Source organism: Pseudomonas sp. NPDC089534 (assembly GCF_044749305.1).
Classification (GTDB): Bacteria; Pseudomonadota; Gammaproteobacteria; order Pseudomonadales; family Pseudomonadaceae; genus Aquipseudomonas; species Aquipseudomonas ekonensis.
The window spans coordinates 41,281-57,729 of record NZ_JBIVHR010000034.1 but is presented as its reverse complement, the minus strand read 5'-3'; the positions used below and the strand labels follow the sequence as shown (position 1 = coordinate 57,729).

General features: G+C 66.1%; 16 protein-coding genes and 1 pseudogene. 12 read left to right on the top strand and 5 right to left on the bottom strand.

The genetic code is table 11. The features are described 5' to 3' along the window. The 10 genes and pseudogenes from ACIP0B_RS13180 to hemN form a co-directional block, all read left to right on the top strand. A pseudogene (locus ACIP0B_RS13180) lies at nucleotides 1-263 on the top strand (cytochrome C oxidase Cbb3); the annotation flags it as partial. Next, the gene (gene ccoO, locus ACIP0B_RS13175) at nucleotides 263-871 is read left to right on the top strand and encodes a cytochrome-c oxidase, cbb3-type subunit II (protein ID WP_400832432.1); all 609 of its coding nucleotides are present in this window, start codon (nucleotides 263-265) and stop codon (nucleotides 869-871) included. The pseudogene ACIP0B_RS13180 and the gene ccoO, both read left to right, overlap by 1 nt. Before the next feature lie 6 nt (nucleotides 872-877). Then, nucleotides 878-1,063 carry a CcoQ/FixQ family Cbb3-type cytochrome c oxidase assembly chaperone gene (locus ACIP0B_RS13170; RefSeq protein ID WP_003175465.1) on the top strand — a complete coding sequence of 62 codons (186 nt, stop codon included), beginning with the start codon at nucleotides 878-880 and terminating at the stop codon, nucleotides 1,061-1,063. Then, nucleotides 1,060-2,043: a cytochrome-c oxidase, cbb3-type subunit III gene (gene ccoP / locus ACIP0B_RS13165; RefSeq protein WP_085577561.1), complete on the top strand. Its 984-nt coding sequence runs from the start codon at nucleotides 1,060-1,062 to the stop codon at nucleotides 2,041-2,043. The genes ACIP0B_RS13170 and ccoP overlap by 4 nt, the downstream gene beginning before the upstream one ends. 685 nt (nucleotides 2,044-2,728) lie before the next feature. Next, entirely contained in the window at nucleotides 2,729-4,144 is a 1,416-nt protein-coding gene (gene ccoG / locus ACIP0B_RS13160) for a cytochrome c oxidase accessory protein CcoG (RefSeq protein WP_400832429.1), read from the top strand. An 11-nt stretch (nucleotides 4,145-4,155) separates the two neighbouring features. Continuing rightward, a complete protein-coding gene (locus ACIP0B_RS13155; RefSeq protein ID WP_217892904.1) occupies nucleotides 4,156-4,695 on the top strand; it encodes a FixH family protein in 540 nt (179 codons plus the stop codon). 156 nt (nucleotides 4,696-4,851) lie between these two features. Next, nucleotides 4,852-7,302, top strand: coding sequence for a heavy metal translocating P-type ATPase (locus tag ACIP0B_RS13150; RefSeq protein WP_400832427.1), 2,451 nt, complete (start codon nucleotides 4,852-4,854; stop codon nucleotides 7,300-7,302). A gap of 22 nt (nucleotides 7,303-7,324) precedes the next feature. Further along, entirely contained in the window at nucleotides 7,325-7,537 is a 213-nt protein-coding gene (ccoS, locus tag ACIP0B_RS13145) for a cbb3-type cytochrome oxidase assembly protein CcoS (RefSeq protein ID WP_085631377.1), read from the top strand. Next, nucleotides 7,530-8,213, top strand: coding sequence for a sulfite exporter TauE/SafE family protein (locus tag ACIP0B_RS13140; protein ID WP_400832424.1), 684 nt, complete (start codon nucleotides 7,530-7,532; stop codon nucleotides 8,211-8,213). Before ccoS ends, ACIP0B_RS13140 begins: the two co-directional genes overlap by 8 nt. Before the next feature lie 186 nt (nucleotides 8,214-8,399). Further along, nucleotides 8,400-9,782 carry an oxygen-independent coproporphyrinogen III oxidase gene (gene hemN, locus ACIP0B_RS13135; RefSeq protein ID WP_400832423.1) on the top strand — a complete coding sequence of 461 codons (1,383 nt, stop codon included), beginning with the start codon at nucleotides 8,400-8,402 and terminating at the stop codon, nucleotides 9,780-9,782. Here the strand turns inward: hemN and ACIP0B_RS13130 are convergent. Further along, nucleotides 9,779-10,261, bottom strand: a complete 483-nt coding sequence (locus ACIP0B_RS13130) for a hypothetical protein (RefSeq protein WP_400832420.1) — start codon at nucleotides 10,259-10,261, stop codon at nucleotides 9,779-9,781. The genes hemN and ACIP0B_RS13130 overlap by 4 nt on opposite strands. A 155-nt stretch (nucleotides 10,262-10,416) precedes the next feature. Here ACIP0B_RS13130 and fnr point away from each other — a divergent pair, with 155 nt between their 5' ends. Further along, nucleotides 10,417-11,151, top strand: coding sequence for a fumarate/nitrate reduction transcriptional regulator Fnr (gene fnr / locus ACIP0B_RS13125; protein ID WP_085577567.1), 735 nt, complete (start codon nucleotides 10,417-10,419; stop codon nucleotides 11,149-11,151). Between the two features lie 78 nt (nucleotides 11,152-11,229). Further along, nucleotides 11,230-11,778: an adenine phosphoribosyltransferase gene (locus ACIP0B_RS13120; RefSeq protein WP_400832418.1), complete on the top strand. Its 549-nt coding sequence runs from the start codon at nucleotides 11,230-11,232 to the stop codon at nucleotides 11,776-11,778. Between the two features lie 80 nt (nucleotides 11,779-11,858). On the opposite strand, the gene ACIP0B_RS13115 is transcribed toward ACIP0B_RS13120, so the two are convergent. From ACIP0B_RS13115 to dnaX, 4 genes are all read right to left on the bottom strand, one after another. Continuing rightward, complete coding sequence (locus ACIP0B_RS13115; RefSeq protein WP_400832415.1) at nucleotides 11,859-13,007, bottom strand: acyl-CoA dehydrogenase family protein; 1,149 nt, start codon at nucleotides 13,005-13,007, stop codon at nucleotides 11,859-11,861. Nucleotides 13,008-13,183: 176 nt separating this feature from the next. Continuing rightward, nucleotides 13,184-13,786, bottom strand: coding sequence for a recombination mediator RecR (gene recR, locus ACIP0B_RS13110; RefSeq protein ID WP_085577570.1), 603 nt, complete (start codon nucleotides 13,784-13,786; stop codon nucleotides 13,184-13,186). A 165-nt stretch (nucleotides 13,787-13,951) separates the two neighbouring features. Further along, a complete protein-coding gene (locus ACIP0B_RS13105; RefSeq protein WP_400832413.1) occupies nucleotides 13,952-14,290 on the bottom strand; it encodes a YbaB/EbfC family nucleoid-associated protein in 339 nt (112 codons plus the stop codon). 67 nt (nucleotides 14,291-14,357) lie between these two features. Beyond that, nucleotides 14,358-16,406, bottom strand: a complete 2,049-nt coding sequence (gene dnaX, locus ACIP0B_RS13100) for a DNA polymerase III subunit gamma/tau (protein ID WP_400832438.1) — start codon at nucleotides 16,404-16,406, stop codon at nucleotides 14,358-14,360. Nucleotides 16,407-16,449: the final 43 nt, after the last annotated feature.

The window sequence follows — 16,449 nt, the reverse complement described above, 5'->3', positions numbered from 1 at the left end:
TGCTCTACATCGCCTCGATGTGGGTCAACGGCATCACCCAGGGCCTGATGTGGCGTGCGATCAACGACGACGGCACCCTCACCTACTCGTTCGTCGAAGCGCTGCAGGCCAGCCATCCGGGCTTCATCGTCCGCGCCCTGGGCGGTGCGTTCTTCGCCAGCGGCATGCTGCTGATGGCGTACAACGTATGGCGCACCGTGCGCGCCTCGAACCCGGCTGAAGCCGAAGCCGCCGCCAAGATCGCTGTCGTTGGAGCTCACTGATGAAGCATGAAGCCGTTGAGAAGAACATTGGCCTGCTGGCCTTCTTCATGGTCATCGCCGTCAGCGTCGGCGGCCTGACCCAGATCGTCCCGCTGTTTTTCCAGGATGTCACCAACAAGCCGGTCGAAGGCATGAAGCCCTACACCGCCCTTGAACTGGAAGGCCGCGACGTCTACATCGCCAACGGATGCGTCGGCTGCCACTCGCAGATGATCCGTCCGTTCCGTGCCGAAACCGAACGCTACGGTCACTACTCCGTCGCCGGCGAAAGCGTCTGGGACCACCCGTTCCTGTGGGGCTCCAAGCGCACCGGCCCGGACCTGGCCCGCGTCGGCGGCCGCTACTCCGACGACTGGCAACGTGCGCACCTGTACAACCCGCGCAACGTCGTTCCCGAGTCGAAGATGCCAGCCTACCCGTTCCTCGTGGAAAACAAGCTCGACGGCAAAGACACTGCCAAGAAAATGGAGGTCCTGCGCTCGCTCGGCGTCCCTTACACCGACGAAGACATCGCCGGTGCGAAGGATGCCGTCAAAGGCAAGACCGAAATGGACGCGCTGGTGGCCTATCTGCAAGGCCTGGGCACCATCATCAAAAGCAAACGGTGATTCTTCATGGATATCGGGATGATTCGCGGCCTGGGCACCGTTGTCGTGATGGTGGCCTTCATCGGTCTGGCGCTGTGGGTGTTCAGCCCCAAGCGCAAGTCGGAGTTCGAAGACGCTACCTTGCTGCCTTTCGCGGATGATCCCGAAGCCATCAAGCACGTCGAGCAAGCTTCTAGGAGTAACAAAGAATGACTACATTCTGGAGTCTGTACGTCACAGTCCTCAGTCTCGGTACGATCTTTTCCCTGACTTGGCTGCTGCTGTCGACCCGCAAGGGCCAGCGCGCCGAGCAGACCGACGAGACCGTCGGCCACTCTTTCGACGGGATCGAAGAGTACGACAACCCGCTGCCCAAATGGTGGTTCATGCTGTTCGTGGGCACCATCGTCTTCGCCTTGGGCTACCTGGTGCTGTACCCGGGCCTGGGCAACTGGAAAGGCCTGCTGCCGGGCTACAACTACCTCGACACCGAGAAGCAGACCGCGTTCGCCAACGGCCAGACCGGCTGGACCGGCGTCCACGAATGGGAGAAGGAAATGGCCCGTTCGGACGCCAAGTTCGGTCCGATCTTCGCCAAGTTCGCCGCCATGCCGATCGAAGAAGTGGCCAAGGATCCGCAGGCCCTGAAGATGGGCGGCCGCCTGTTCGCCTCCAACTGCTCGGTCTGCCACGGCTCCGACGCCAAGGGCGCCTACGGCTTCCCGAACCTGACCGACGCCGACTGGCGCTGGGGCGGCGAACCGGAAACCATCAAGACCACCATCATGGGCGGTCGCCACGCGGTGATGCCGGCTTGGGCCGACGTGATCGGCGAGCAAGGCGTGGCCGACGTGGCCGCGTTCGTGCTGACCAACCTCGACGGGCGCAAACTGCCTGAAGGCACCAAGGCCGACCCGGCCAACGGCCAGAAGCTGTTCGCCGCCAACTGCGTGGCCTGCCACGGTCCGGAAGGCAAAGGCACTCCTGCCATGGGCGCGCCCAACCTGACCCACCCGGCGGCGTTCATCTACGGTTCGAGCTTCGCCCAACTGCAGCAGACCATCCGCTACGGCCGCCAGGGCCAGATGCCTGCCCAGGAACAGCTGCAAGGCAACGACAAGGTGCACCTGCTGGCCGCCTACGTCTACAGCCTGTCCCACGGTGAAAAAGCGCCGGAAACCCAGGCCGAGTAATCCCGACGCATGCTGCAACAAAAAGCCCCGCCAGATCCCTGGCGGGGCTTTTCGTTTTCGGCAGCGGTCACCGCTGGGTGGCGCGCTCACCGGCCTGCAATTCCCTTACATTTCGCAACCCAAATTGATTGGGCCCGAACCGGCAAAGACGATAGCTTCCGTCGTCGGATGGCGGGCCGGCACCCACATTCGACCCCCATCAATCAAGCTGCAAGGAAGCACCTCGATGACCCGACGCAAGACACCCTCAACGGCAGACACCGACATCCCGAACCCAGGGCCTGAACCCCTGATCGAAGCCAAGGTGGAGTACAGCGCCCTTTCCTTCCGGGCACACAGCGACGAACCCCGAAAACCTCCCCGCAAGAAACCCCACAGCAGCGGGCTCGACAGCCTGGGAGGCGGTCGCCTTCCTTGATCGCTTCAGGGATCAACAGAGCGCGGCACCTGTGCTGCGCTCCACCGGCAACCGCCAGGTCGACAGACGTTATCGTCTATAGTCAATTGACCTGCATCATGCTTTGCTGCATTCGCTACACCATTCAAGATTTTTCCCCAACGCGACCAAAGGTCGCACCCTTGAGCCAGAGCGACAGGCGTATCATTGGGCCACTGCGACACCCCTTTCTGACCCCGGTCGGCACGCATCGACCGAGGCATTTTTCCACTGCCGTGGGATGCAATGATGAGCAACCAGATTCCGGTACACGACGTCACGCCCCCCAACAAGAACGCAAGCACCAGCGTCGACCTTTACGCCTCACGAGAAAAGATCTACACCCGCGCCTTCACCGGCCTGTTCCGCAACCTGCGGATGATGGGCGGCACCGTGCTGTTCCTGCTGTACTTCGGCACGGTCTGGCTCGACTGGGGCGGTCATCAGGCCGTGTGGTGGAACCTGCCGGAGCGCAAGTTCTTCATCTTCGGCGCGACCTTCTGGCCCCAGGACTTCATCCTGCTGTCGGGCATGCTGATCATCGCCGCGTTCGGCCTGTTCTTCATCACCGTGTACGCCGGACGCGTCTGGTGCGGCTACACCTGCCCGCAAAGCGTGTGGACATGGATCTTCATGTGGTGCGAAAAGGTCACCGAAGGCGACCGCAACCAGCGCATCAAACTGGACAAGGCCCCCATGGGCGCCAACAAGTTCCTGCGCAAGTTCGCCAAGCATTCGCTGTGGCTGTTGATCGGCTTCGTCACCGGCATGACCTTCGTCGGCTACTTCTCGCCGATCCGCGAACTGGTGTTCGAGTTCTTCACCGGCCAGGCCGACGGCTGGTCGTACTTCTGGGTCGGTTTCTTCACCCTCGCCACCTACGGCAACGCCGGCTGGCTGCGCGAGCAGGTGTGCATCTACATGTGCCCGTACGCCCGCTTCCAGAGCGTGATGTTCGACAAGGACACCCTGATCGTCTCCTACGACCCGCGCCGGGGCGAAGGCCGCGGCCCGCGCAAGAAAGGCGCGGACTACAAGGCCCAGGGCCTGGGCGACTGCATCGACTGCACCATGTGCGTCCAGGTCTGCCCGACCGGCATCGACATCCGCGACGGCCTGCAGATCGAATGCATCGGCTGCGCCGCGTGCATCGATGCCTGCGACAGCATCATGGACAAGATGGACTATCCGCGCGGCCTCATCAGCTACACCACCGAGCACAACCTGTCCGGGCAGAAGACCCACAAGCTGCGGCCGCGCCTGATCGGCTACGCCGTGGTGCTGCTGGCCATGATCAGCCTGCTGGTGACTGCGTTCTTCATGCGCTCGCTGGTCGGGTTCGACGTCAGCAAGGACCGCGTGCTGTACCGCGAGAACGCCGAAGGCCGGATCGAGAACGTCTACAGCCTGAAGATCATGAACAAGGATCAGCGCGACCACACCTACGTGCTGGAGGCCGCCGGCCTGCCGGACCTGCGCCTGCAGGGCAAGCGCGAGATCAAGGTGCCAGCCGGGGAAATCTTCAGCATGCCGGTGGAGCTGTCGAGCGCACCGGAGCAACTGCCGTCGAGCACCAACGAGGTGAAATTCATCCTCAAGGACGCCGATGACGACAGCGTCCACGTTGAAGCCAAGAGCCGATTCATCGGCCCACAAAACCGTTGAGAGAAGTGAACATGCCCGCAGCCACTGCCGCAAGCCCATGGTACAAGCACCTCTGGCCCTGGATCATCATCGGGATCCTGGCCTGCTCGGTGACCCTGACCCTGTCCATGGTGACCATCGCGGTGAACCACCCGGACAACCTGGTCAACGACAACTACTACGAGGCCGGCAAAGGCATCAACCGTTCGCTGGACCGCGAGCTGCTGGCCCAGACCCTGAACCTGCGCGCCAGCGTGCACCTGGACGGCGTCACCGGTGAGGTCGACCTGCGCCTGAGCGGCAACAGCCAGCCCAAGACCCTGGAGCTGAACCTGATCTCGCCGACCCAGCCGGAAAAGGACCGCAAGATCGTCCTGACCCGCAGCGAGGCCGAGAACGGCCGCTACATCGGCCAACTCGCGGACAAGATCGAAGGACGCCGGTTCGTCGAGCTGCTCGGCAGCCAGGACGACCACGTCTGGCGCATGTTCGAAGAAGAGCTGGTCAGCCACGACAAGGACCTGCTGCTGGGCGACGAGCCGCTGCAAGGCGCGGAAGACCTGGACAAGTAAAAGGCTGCGCCGTGGCGAGGGAGCTTGCTCCCGCTGGGCTGTGCAGCAGCCCCAAAAAAGGAGGGCCGCTGCGCGCCCCAGCGGGAGCAAGCTCCCTCGCCACAGGTTACGACCGAGCAAGCGCCCTCGCCACAACACGATTGCATGGCAACACACATGACCACCCCACTCCCCTGCTACCACTGCGCCCTGCCCGTCCCGTCCGGCAGCCGCTTCACCGCCGTCGTGCTCGGGGAGTCCCGCGAGTTCTGCTGTCCCGGCTGCCAGGCCGTGGCCGAGGCCATCGTCGCCGGCGGCCTGGACAGCTACTACCGGCACCGCAGCGAAGCCTCGGCCAACCCCGAGGCGCTGCCGGTGCAACTGGTGGACGAACTGGCGCTGTACGACCGCGCCGACGTGCAGCAACCGTTCGTGCGCCACGAAGGCGAGCTGGCGGAAACCACGCTGCTGATGGAAGGCATCAGTTGCGCCGCCTGCGGCTGGCTGATCGAGAAACACCTGCGCACGCTGCCGGCCGTGGCCGAGGCGCGCCTGAACCTGTCCAACCATCGCCTGCACGTGCGCTGGGCCGACGCGCAACTGCCGCTGAGCCGGATCCTCGCCGAACTGCGCCAGATCGGTTACGCCGCGCACCCGTACCAGCCCGACCGCGCCAGCGAGCAGTTGGCCGACGAAAACCGCCGGGCCCTGCGCCAGCTCGGCGTCGCCGGCCTGCTGTGGTTCCAGGCGATGATGGCGACGATGGCCACCTGGCCGGAGTTCAACATCGACCTCAGCCCCGAACTGCACACCATCCTGCGCTGGGTCGCGCTGTTCCTCACCACGCCCATCGTGTTCTACAGCTGCGCGCCGTTCTTCAAGGGCGCCATGCGCGACCTGCGCACCCGCCACCTGACCATGGACGTCTCGGTGTCGCTGGCCATCGGCGCGGCCTACGTCGCCGGGATCTGGACCTCGATCACCGGGGTCGGCGAACTGTATTTCGACGCGGTGGGCATGTTCGCCCTGTTCCTGCTCGCCGGACGCTACCTCGAACGCCGCGCCCGGGAACGCACCGCCGCCGCCACCGCGCAACTGGTGAACCTGCTGCCGGCCTCGTGCCTGCGGCTTGACGCCGCCGGACAGAGCGAGCGCATCCTGCTCAGCGAACTGTGCCTGGGCGACCATGTGCTGGTGCCGCCCGGCGCGGTGCTGCCGGCGGACGGCAGGATCCTCGACGGCCGTTCCAGCGTCGACGAGTCGCTGCTGACCGGCGAATACCTGCCGCAGGCGCGCAGCGTGGGCGACGCGGTCACCGCCGGCACCCTCAATGTCGAGGGCGCGCTGACCGTGCAGGTGCAGGCCCTGGGCCAGGACACCCGGCTGTCGGCCATTGTCCGCCTGCTCGACCGCGCCCAGGCCGAAAAGCCCCGGCTGGCGGAAATCGCCGACCGCGCCGCCCAATGGTTCCTGCTGCTGTCGTTGATCGCCGCAGCCGCCATCGGCTTGCTGTGGTGGGAGCTGGATGCGTCGCGGGCCTTCTGGATCGTACTCGCGATGCTGGTCGCGACCTGCCCCTGCGCGCTGTCCCTGGCCACGCCGACCGCGCTCACCGCCGCCACCGGCACCCTGCACAAGCTCGGCCTGCTGCTGACCCGCGGCCATGTGCTTGAAGGCCTCAACCAGATCGACACGGTGATCTTCGACAAGACCGGCACCCTCACCGAGGGACGCCTGATGCTGCGCTCGGTGCGCCCCCTCGGCACGCTGGACGGCGACCGATGCCTGAGCCTCGCCGCCGCCCTGGAGAACCGCTCGGAACACCCGATCGCCCGGGCCTTCGGCCGCGCCCCGCAGGCCGCCGAGGAAGTCCACAGCCTGCCGGGGCTGGGCCTTGAAGGCCGGGTCGGCGAACAGCGGCTGCGGATCGGCCAGGCCGGATTCGTCTGCGGCCTGAGCGGCGCCGGCGTGCCGCCGATGCCGGACGAGCCCGGCCAGTGGCTGCTGCTGGGCGACACCCAGGGGCCGCTGGCCTGGTTTGTCCTGGACGACCGCCTGCGCGCCGATGCGCCGGCCTTGCTGGCCGCGTGCAAGGCACGGGGCTGGCGCACGCTGCTGCTGTCCGGCGACAGTTCGCCGATGGTCGCCGGCGTGGCCGCCGAGCTGGGCATCGACGAGGCCCGCGGCGGCCTGCGCCCGGACGACAAGCTGCAGGTGCTGCAACAGTTGCACAAGGAAGGCCGCAAGGTGCTGATGCTCGGCGACGGGGTCAACGACGTGCCGGTGCTGGCCGCCGCCGACATCAGCGTGGCCATGGGCTCGGCCACGGACCTGGCAAAGACCAGCGCCGACGCGGTGCTGCTGTCCAACCGCCTGGACGCTTTGGTGCAGGCCTTCACCCTGGCCCGCCGCACGCGCCGGGTGATCATCGAGAACCTGCTGTGGGCCGCGCTGTACAATGGGCTCATGTTGCCGTTCGCCGCCCTCGGCTGGATCACCCCGGTATGGGCGGCGGTCGGCATGTCGATCAGTTCGCTGACCGTGGTGCTCAACGCCCTGCGCCTGACCCGCCTGCCGGGCGCGCCGGCCGTGCACGCCACGCCAGAAACCCGCCCGCTGCCGGCCTGAGCCGCGCGGGCATGGAGTACAGATGCCAGCTCTTTACGTAATGATCCCGGCCGCACTGCTGATCGTGGCCATCGCCGTGTACATCTTCTTCTGGGCGGTGGACAGCGGCCAGTACGACGACCTCGACGGCCCGGCCCACAGCATCCTGTTCGACGACCAGGATCCGAACCACACCGCGGCGGTGGACGAAGCCAAGGCGACCCCGCCGGACGACAAGGCCCCGCCCCATGCTTGAGCTTGCGCCGCTGCTGGTGTCTGCGCTGATCCTCGGCCTGTTGGGCGGCGGGCATTGCCTGGGGATGTGCGGCGGCCTGATGGGCGCGTTGACCCTGGCGATCCCCAAGGAACAGCGCAGCCGGCGCTTTCGCCTGCTGCTGGCCTACAACCTCGGCCGCATCCTGAGCTACGCCGCCGCCGGCCTGCTGATCGGGCTGGCCGGCTGGGCCGTGGCCAACAGCCCCGCCGCGCTGTTCATGCGGGTGCTGGCCGGGCTGCTGCTGATCGCCATGGGGCTGTACCTCGCCGGCTGGTGGAGCGGCCTGACCCGCATCGAGAGCCTCGGCCGCGGGCTGTGGCGCCATATCCAGCCGGTGGCCAACCGGTTGCTGCCGGTGTCGAGCCTGCCCCGCGCCCTGCTGCTCGGGGCGCTGTGGGGCTGGCTGCCCTGCGGGCTGGTCTACAGCACCCTGCTGTGGTCGGCCAGCCAGGGCAATGCGCTGGACAGCGCGCTGCTGATGCTCGCCTTCGGGCTCGGCACCTGGCCGGTGCTGCTGGCCACGGGCCTGGCCGCCGAACGGGTCACCGCGCTGCTGCGCCAGCGCAGCGTGCGGATGGCGGGCGGCTTGCTGGTGCTGCTGTTCGGCGTCTGGACCCTGCCCGGCCCGCATCAGCACTGGCTGATGGGCCACTAAGTGGCGAGGGAGCTTGCTCCCGCTGGGGCGCGCAGCGGCCCTTCTTTATTTGGGGCTGCTGCGCAGCCCGGCGGGAGCAAGCTCCCTCGCCACAGGTTCCGACCGGCTTTGATGCAAATCAAGATGCCCCCTCGCCGTCTCCCCTAGACTCGCCGACACTGCCAGCCTATCCGGGGGAATGCCCGCATGCTCGACGCCATTCGTTGGGACACCGATTTGATCCGCCGCTACGACCTGGCGGGGCCGCGCTACACCTCGTACCCGACGGCCGTGCAATTCAACAGTCAGGTCGGCACCTTCGACCTGTTCCACGCCCTGCGCGACAGCCGCAAGGCCCTGCGCCCGTTGTCGCTGTATGTGCACGTGCCGTTCTGCGCGAACATCTGCTACTACTGCGCCTGCAACAAAGTCATCACCAAGGACCGCGGCCGCGCGCTGCCCTACCTGCAACGCCTGGAGCAGGAAATCCAACTGATCGCCTGTCACCTGGACCCTGCGCAGAAGGTCGAGCAGCTGCACTTCGGCGGCGGCACCCCGACCTTCCTCAGCCATGACGAGCTGCGCCAACTGATGGCGCACCTGCGCAAGCACTTCAACCTGCTGGACGACGATTCCGGCGACTACGGCATCGAGATCGACCCCCGCGAAGCCGACTGGTCGACCATGGGCCTTTTGCGCGAGCTGGGCTTCAACCGGGTCAGCATCGGCCTGCAGGACCTCGACCCGGCCGTGCAGCGGGCGGTCAACCGCCTGCAGAGCCTGGAGGAAACCCGCGCGGTGATCGATGCGGCGCGCACCCTGCAATTTCGCTCGATCAACATCGACCTGATCTACGGCCTGCCGAAGCAGACCCCGGACAACTTCGCCCGCACGGTCGAGGAAGTCATCAACCTGCAGCCGGACCGGCTCTCGGTGTTCAACTACGCGCACCTGCCGGAGCGCTTCATGCCCCAGCGGCGGATCAACGGCAACGAACTGCCGAGCCCGGCGCAGAAACTGGAGATGCTGCAACGCAGCATCGAGCAACTGACCGCCGCCGGCTACCGCTACATCGGCATGGACCACTTCGCCCTGCCCGACGACGAACTGGCGGTGGCCCAGGAAGAGTCGACCCTGCAGCGCAACTTTCAGGGCTACACCACCCACGGCCATTGCGACCTGATCGGCCTGGGCGTCTCGGCGATCAGCCAGGTGGGCGATCTGTACTGCCAGAACAGCAGCGACCTGAACCAGTACCAGAACACCCTGGCCGGCGCCCAACTGGCCACCAGCCGCGGCCTGGTCTGCAATGCCGACGACCGTCTGCGCCGGGCGGTGATCCAGCAGTTGATCTGCAATTTCAGCCTGGGCTTCGCCGACATCGAACGCGCCTTCAACATCGACTTCCAAGGCTACTTCGGCGCGCTCTGGCCGCAGCTGCAAGACATGGCCCGGGACGGCCTGATCGAGCTGGACAGCGAGCGCATCAACGTGCTGCCCGCCGGCCGCCTGCTGGTGCGTTCGGTGTGCATGGTGTTCGACGCGTATCTGGAACAGCAGAACCGCCAGCGCTTTTCCCGGGTGATCTAGCCCTTCATCAGCAGCGAGGCGGCTTTCATGGTCTGCTCCGGGCTCAGGCCCGACTGGTTCATGGCCTTGGCCAGGGCCAGATTGGCCGTGATCAGGCCATTGTTCAGGGCGGAGATGGCGCCCTTGAGCGCAGCGACCTTGGCGAGCCGCTCTTCGTTGGAGAGGGACTTGTCGGCCATCACGGCGTTGATGAGCGCGTTCTTCTCGGCGATCTGCTGCCGCAGTTTGCGGATCATCTTCAGCAACTGCTGGATGTCCTCCGGCAAGCCGCTTTCTTCGATGTCTCGGTTGTCGCCGCCGGCGCCGGCGGATTTCTCGATGGCCGCGCCGGACAGCGACACTTTGACGCTCTCGACCAAAGTCGGGGTTGCCGACTGCGCCGACCCGGTTTCCGGCTCGGCGCCGACGGAGTCTCTAACACCCTCCGGCAACGGCGCCACGCCGCTGCTGCCGGGGTTCAACGTGCCAATGGCGGCCATCGGAACGGTTCCTTGCATGCCTTCTGATGGCAGGTTATCGGCCACAGGCCCAGGGGCTTTACATCCCCGGGGCCGTCTCGCCACAGGCTGGCCTGAATGTCCTGTGCTGAGTTACCCTTACGCCTTATGTGTGTTTTCCCACAAGGATCAAAGAAATGTCCGAGCCAGTTAAACTGCGCGCTCACAACCAGGCCCATTGCAAGGACTGCAGCCTGGCCCCTCTCTGCCTGCCACTTTCTCTGAATCTGGAAGACATGGATGCGCTGGACGAAATCGTCAAACGCGGCCGTCCGCTGAAAAAGGGCGAGTTCCTGTTCCGCCAGGGCGACGTGTTCGATTCCGTCTTTGCAGTACGCTCCGGCGCCCTGAAGACCTTCAGCCTGAGCGACACCGGCGAGGAACAGCTGACCGGTTTCCATCTGCCCAGCGAACTGGTCGGCCTGTCGGGCATGGACACCGAGAAGCACCCGGTGTCCGCCCAGGCCCTGGAGACCACGTCGGTCTGCGAGATCCCGTTCGAGCGCCTCGACGAACTGGCCCTGCAACTGCCGCAACTGCGCCGTCAGCTGATGCGGGTGATGAGCCGCGAGATCCGCGACGACCAGCAAATGATGCTGCTCCTGTCGAAAAAGACCGCCGACGAGCGCATCGCCACGTTCCTGGTCAACCTCTCGGCGCGTTTCCGCGCCCGCGGCTTCTCCGCCAACCAGTTCCGCCTGAGCATGTCGCGCAACGAAATCGGCAACTACCTGGGCCTGGCGGTGGAAACCGTGTCCCGGGTCTTCACCCGCTTCCAGCAGAACGAACTGATCGCCGCCGAAGGCAAGGAAATCCACATCCTCGACCCGATCCAGCTCTGCGCCCTGGCCGGCGGCTCCATCGAAGGCTGATCTCGACCCGCGGCCGAGCGAACCGTTTCAGCCGCGGGTATACTGCGCCGTTTGCAGCCCTGCCAGGACACCTCGACGATGCCCTTCGACTCCTTCGACATCAAATCCCTGATCCGCCCCGTGATCGACTTTCCGAAGCCGGGCGTGATCTTTCGCGACATCACCCCGCTGTTCCAGTCCCCGACCGCCCTGCGCCTGGTGATGGACAGCTTCGCCCACCGCTACGTGGAAGCCGACTTCACCCACATCGGGGCGATGGATGCGCGCGGGTTCCTGATCGGTTCGGTGCTGGCCTACCAGCTGAACAAGCCGCTGGTGCTGTTCCGCAAGCAAGGCAAGCTGCCGGCCGACGTGCTGGCCGAAGGCTACGCGACCGAGTACGGCGAAGCCTTCCTGGAAGTGCATGCCGACAGCCTGTGCGAGGGCGACTCGGTGGTGATGTTCGATGACCTGATCGCCACCGGCGGCACCCTGATCGCAGCGGCCAACCTGATCCGCCGCATGGGCGCCCGGGTGCACGAGGCGGCGGCGATCATCGACTTGCCGGAACTGGGCGGCTCCCAGCGCCTGCAGGACATGGGGATCCCTACGTTCTGCCTGACCCAGTTCGCCCTGACCGACAAGTAAGCGGCGCCTGTTCGGCCGTCATCGCCAGCAGGCTGGCTCCCACAGGGGGATCGCGGTCCCCCTGTGGAAGCACCGCAGCCTCAAAGCCCCATCTGCTTGCCGATGATCTCGTTCATCACTTCCCGCGTCCCGCCGCCGATGGACAGGATCCGGTTGTCCCGGTACAGCCGCTCCACCCGGCTCTCGCGCATGTAGCCCAGGCCACCGAGGATCTGCACCGCTTCGGTGGTGATGCGGTCCGCGGTGTCCGTGGCGAAGTTCTTGGCCATGGAAATCTCCTTGACCACGCTCCGCCCCGCCGCCATCTTCGCCGCCTGCCGGTAGGTGAACTCCCGCGACACCTCCAGCGCCGTGGCCATCTCGGCCAGCTTGTGCCGGATCACCTGGAACTTGCCGATGGGCTTGCCGAACGCCTCACGCTCCCGGGCCCAGGCCAGGCTGTCCTCCAGGGCCATCTGCGAGGTCATGTTGGCCATCAGCGCCAGGGCCAGCCGTTCGCTCTGGAAGTTGCCCATGATGCAGGCAAAACCCATGTTCTCGGCCCCGATCAGGTTGCCCACCGGCACGGGGCAATCGTCGAAGAACAGTTCAGCGGTGTCCGATGCCCACCAGCCCATCTTCTTCAGTTGCCGGCCCACGGTGAAACCCGGTGTGCCCTTCTCGATCATCAGCAGGCTGATGCCGCCGAAGCCCGGCGCGCCGGTGCGCACCGCAACGGTGTAGCAATCCGCGCGCACGCCGCTGGTGATGAAGGTTTTGCTGCCGCTGACCCGGTAGACGTCCCCGTCGCGCACGGCACGGGTCTGCAGGTTGGCGACGTCGGATCCGCCGCCGGGCTCGGTGACGGCCAAGGCGCAGATTTTCTCACCGCTGAGCACCGCCGGCACCACGCGGTCACGCACTTGGGGCCTAGCCCACTTGAGAATCGGCGGCAAGCCGATGTCCAGAGAACCGAGGCCCGCCACCAGCCCGCCGGAGCCGCAGCGCATCAGCTCTTCGCTCGCGGCGACCTTGGCGAACAGGTCGCCCTCGTGGCTGCCGCCCAGCGCCTCGGGGTAACCGATACCGAGAATGCCGGCGGCGCCAGCCTTCAGGTACAGCTCACGGGGGAAGCTTTCGGCTTCTTCCCACGCATCGATGTCGGGCAGGATCTCGCGCTCGACGAAACGTCTGACGCTGTCGCGGATCATCTGGTGGCTGGGGTCGAAGTATTCCTGGAAGGCGGGCATCGGCGAACTCCACGGAAAGGTTCGCCGACGTTAACCGAGCGCTTGCTTGGTTTTCAACAGGATTGTGTTTGTGTCAGGTGGATCGAGGGGGATTCAATCGCCAGCAGGCTGGCTCCCACAGGGAAGCCGTGCCCACCGCTCCATGGCGGGAGCCAGCCTGCCGGCGATGGCGAATCTCAGAGGGAAATCGGCTTGCGCCCGGCGAACGAGTGGGCCAGCGTCCCGCCGTCCACCAGCTCCAGCTCGCCGCCCAACGGCACGCCATGGGCGATGCGCGAGGCGACCAGGCCCTTGTTGTGCAGCAGTTGGGCGATGTAGTGCGCCGTGGCCTCGCCTTCCACCGTCGGGTTGGTGGCGAGAATGACTTCGGTGAAGGTGCCCGCCTCCTCGATGCGCGCCATCAACTGCGGAATGCCGATAGCCTCAGGGCCCAGGCCGTCCAGCGGCGACAGGTGCCCCTTGAGCACGAAGTAGCGCCCGCGGAACCCGGTCTGCTCGACCGCGTAGACATCCATCGGCCCTTCCACCACGCACAGCAGCGTGTCGTCGCGGCGCGGATCGGCGCATTGCGGGCACAGGTCGTCTTCGGTCAGCGTGCGGCACTGGCGGCAATGCCCGACCCCTTCCATGGCCTGGCTCAGCGCCTGGGCCAGACGCGTGCCGCCGCTGCGGTCGCGTTCGAGCAACTGCAACGCCATGCGCTGGGCAGTTTTCTGACCCACTCCCGGCAAGGTTCGCAGGGCGTCGATCAGTTGGCGAATCAAAGGGCTGAAGCTCATGGGGAAAAAGTCCGACAAAACAACGAGACGCGGTTTATACCCGCGCCTCCGGACAGCGTCAATTGTCCGGCCCCGCCGGCCCGGGACGCCTCTTCAAGTCGGCACCTGCAAAAATGCCAGGCAAGCGCCTGGCATTTTCGTGTTCCGTCCGATGCGCGAAGCCGATCAGAACGGCAGTTTCATGCCCGGCGGCAGTTGCATGCCGGCCGTCATGCTGCCCATCTTTTCCTGGCTGTTGGCTTCGATCTTGCGCACGGCGTCGTTGACGGCGGCGGCCACCAGGTCTTCGATCACTTCGCGGTCGTCATCGTCCAGGCCCGGCAGCAGGCTCGGGTCGATGCTGACGCGCTTGAGGTCGTGACGGCCGGTCATGACCACGCTCACCATGTCGCCGCCCGCCTTGCCGGACACTTCGGCGTTGGCCAGCTCTTCCTGCATCTTGGCCATTTTTTCCTGCATCTGCTGCGCCTGCTTCATCAGGCCGGCCATGCCACCTTTCATCATGGGAATCACCTCAAAAGTACTTGGATCAAAACGGCGCCCGGCGTTCGCGGCCCGGCGCCTTCAGTGGTTAGCCCTGGGCGACCAGGGCATCGACAGGTTCAATAGTATCGTGCCGAACGACCGCGCCGAACTGCTGCACCATCTGCTGGATGAACGGATCGCCGTGGATCGACTCCTCCGCCTCGCGCTGACGGTCGGCACGGCGCCGGGACGCCGCCTGGGCAGGCGTTTCCTGCTCCGGCTTGATCAGCTCGATGGTCAGGCCCAGCGTGCGCCCGTGGTACTGGTTCAGCGCATCGTTCAGCCGCCGCTGCTGGGTGGCGTTGAACAGCGCGCTGTGGGCCGGATCCAGGTGCAGCAGCCAATGGTCGCCATCGACCGCGATCAGCGTGCAGTTGGCGGCGATGCTGCCGGTCATGCCGGAGACCGGCAGTTTCGGGAACAGCTCCAGCCATTGCAGGGCCAGGCCGGTGGCCGGCGCTGCCGCAGGCTCGGGTTCGGGCTCCGGCGCAGGTTCGACGGCGTGTTCGCTGGCCAGATCGTCAAGGTAACTGTAGGCCGAATCCATGTCCGGCTCGATGTAGTCCTCGTCCAACGGCGGCTCGTCATCGGCATCCATGCCGGGCGTCGCCGCAGCGACGTCGGCCATGGACGGCTCTGGAATCGCCGCCGAAGCCCACTCCGGCGCGTCCGGCACCACGCTGTCCGGGGTCGGCGACAGCACCGGCGGCAGATCCGGCTGCTCGGCGACGGTGTCCAGCACCGGCTCGACGGCCGGCTGCTGCGCCGGAACCGCTTCCACCGGATCGTTCCACGGCAGGTCGACGACGGGTTCGGGCTCGACGGCGGGTTCCGGCTCAGGCGCGACCGATGGAGCGGCCTGGACAGGCTCCGGGGCCGGTTCCGGGACAGGCGCAGGTGCGGGCACCGGCGCAACGGCCGCTGGCGCGGGGGCCGGCTCAGGGGCCGGGGCAACCGCCGCCGGCGCAGCCTTCGGCGCGGCAGCCACTGCGTTCGCGGAATCAACTGTGGCCTGGCTGATCCCCACCGGCTTTAGCGTTTGCCTCGGGGCGTCCGCCGCGTCGGCGGGCCGGAAGGCCAGCATCCGCAGCAGCACCATCTCGAAACCGCCGCGCGGATCCGGCGCCAGCGGCAGGTCGCGGCGACCGATCAGGCCCATCTGGTAGTAGAACTGCACGTCTTCGGCAGGCAGCGCCTGGGCCAGCGACAGCACGCGGTCACGGTCGCCGTGGCCGTTGTCGACGCCGTCCGGCAACGCCTGGGCGATGGCCACCCGGTGCAGCACGTTGAGCATCTCCGACAGCACGCCGTTCCAGTCCGGGCCCTGTTCGGCCAGATGGCGCACGGCTTCGAGCAACGCCTTGGCGTCGCCTTCGATCAGCGCATGCAGCACGTCGTAGACCTGGCCGTGATCCAGGGTGCCGAGCATCGCCCGCACATCGGCGGCCAGCACCTTGCCTTCGCCGAAGGCGATGGCCTGGTCGGTCAGGCTCATGGCGTCGCGCATCGAGCCGTCCGCCGCGCGGCCCAGCAGCCACAGGGCATCGTCCTCGAACGGTACGTTTTCGGCGCCGAGCACATGGGTCAGGTGCTCGACCACCCGCTCCGGGGTCATGTTCTTGAGGGAGAACTGCAGGCAACGCGAGAGAATCGTTGCCGGAAGTTTCTGCGGATCGGTGGTCGCCAGGATGAACTTGACGTAGGGCGGCGGCTCCTCGAGCGTTTTCAGCAGCGCGTTGAAGGAGTGGCTGGAGAGCATGTGCACTTCGTCGATCAGGTAGACCTTGAAGCGCCCGCGGCTCGGGGCGTACTGCACGTTGTCGAGCAGTTCGCGGGTGTCCTCGACCTTGGTGCGGCTCGCGGCGTCGATCTCGATCAGGTCGACGAAACGGCCTTCGTCGATCTCGCGGCACACCGAACACTCGCCGCACGGGCTGGAAGTGATACCTGTCTCACAGTTCAGGCATTTGGCGATGATCCGCGCAATGGTGGTCTTGCCCACCCCGCGCGTACCGGTGAACAGGTACGCGTGGTGCAGCCGCTGGCTGTCCAAGGCATTGATCAGAGCCTTGAGCACATGGGTCTGGCCGACCATTTCGCGGAACGAGCGCGGCGGCGGTGGGGGGGCTGGGGGGTGT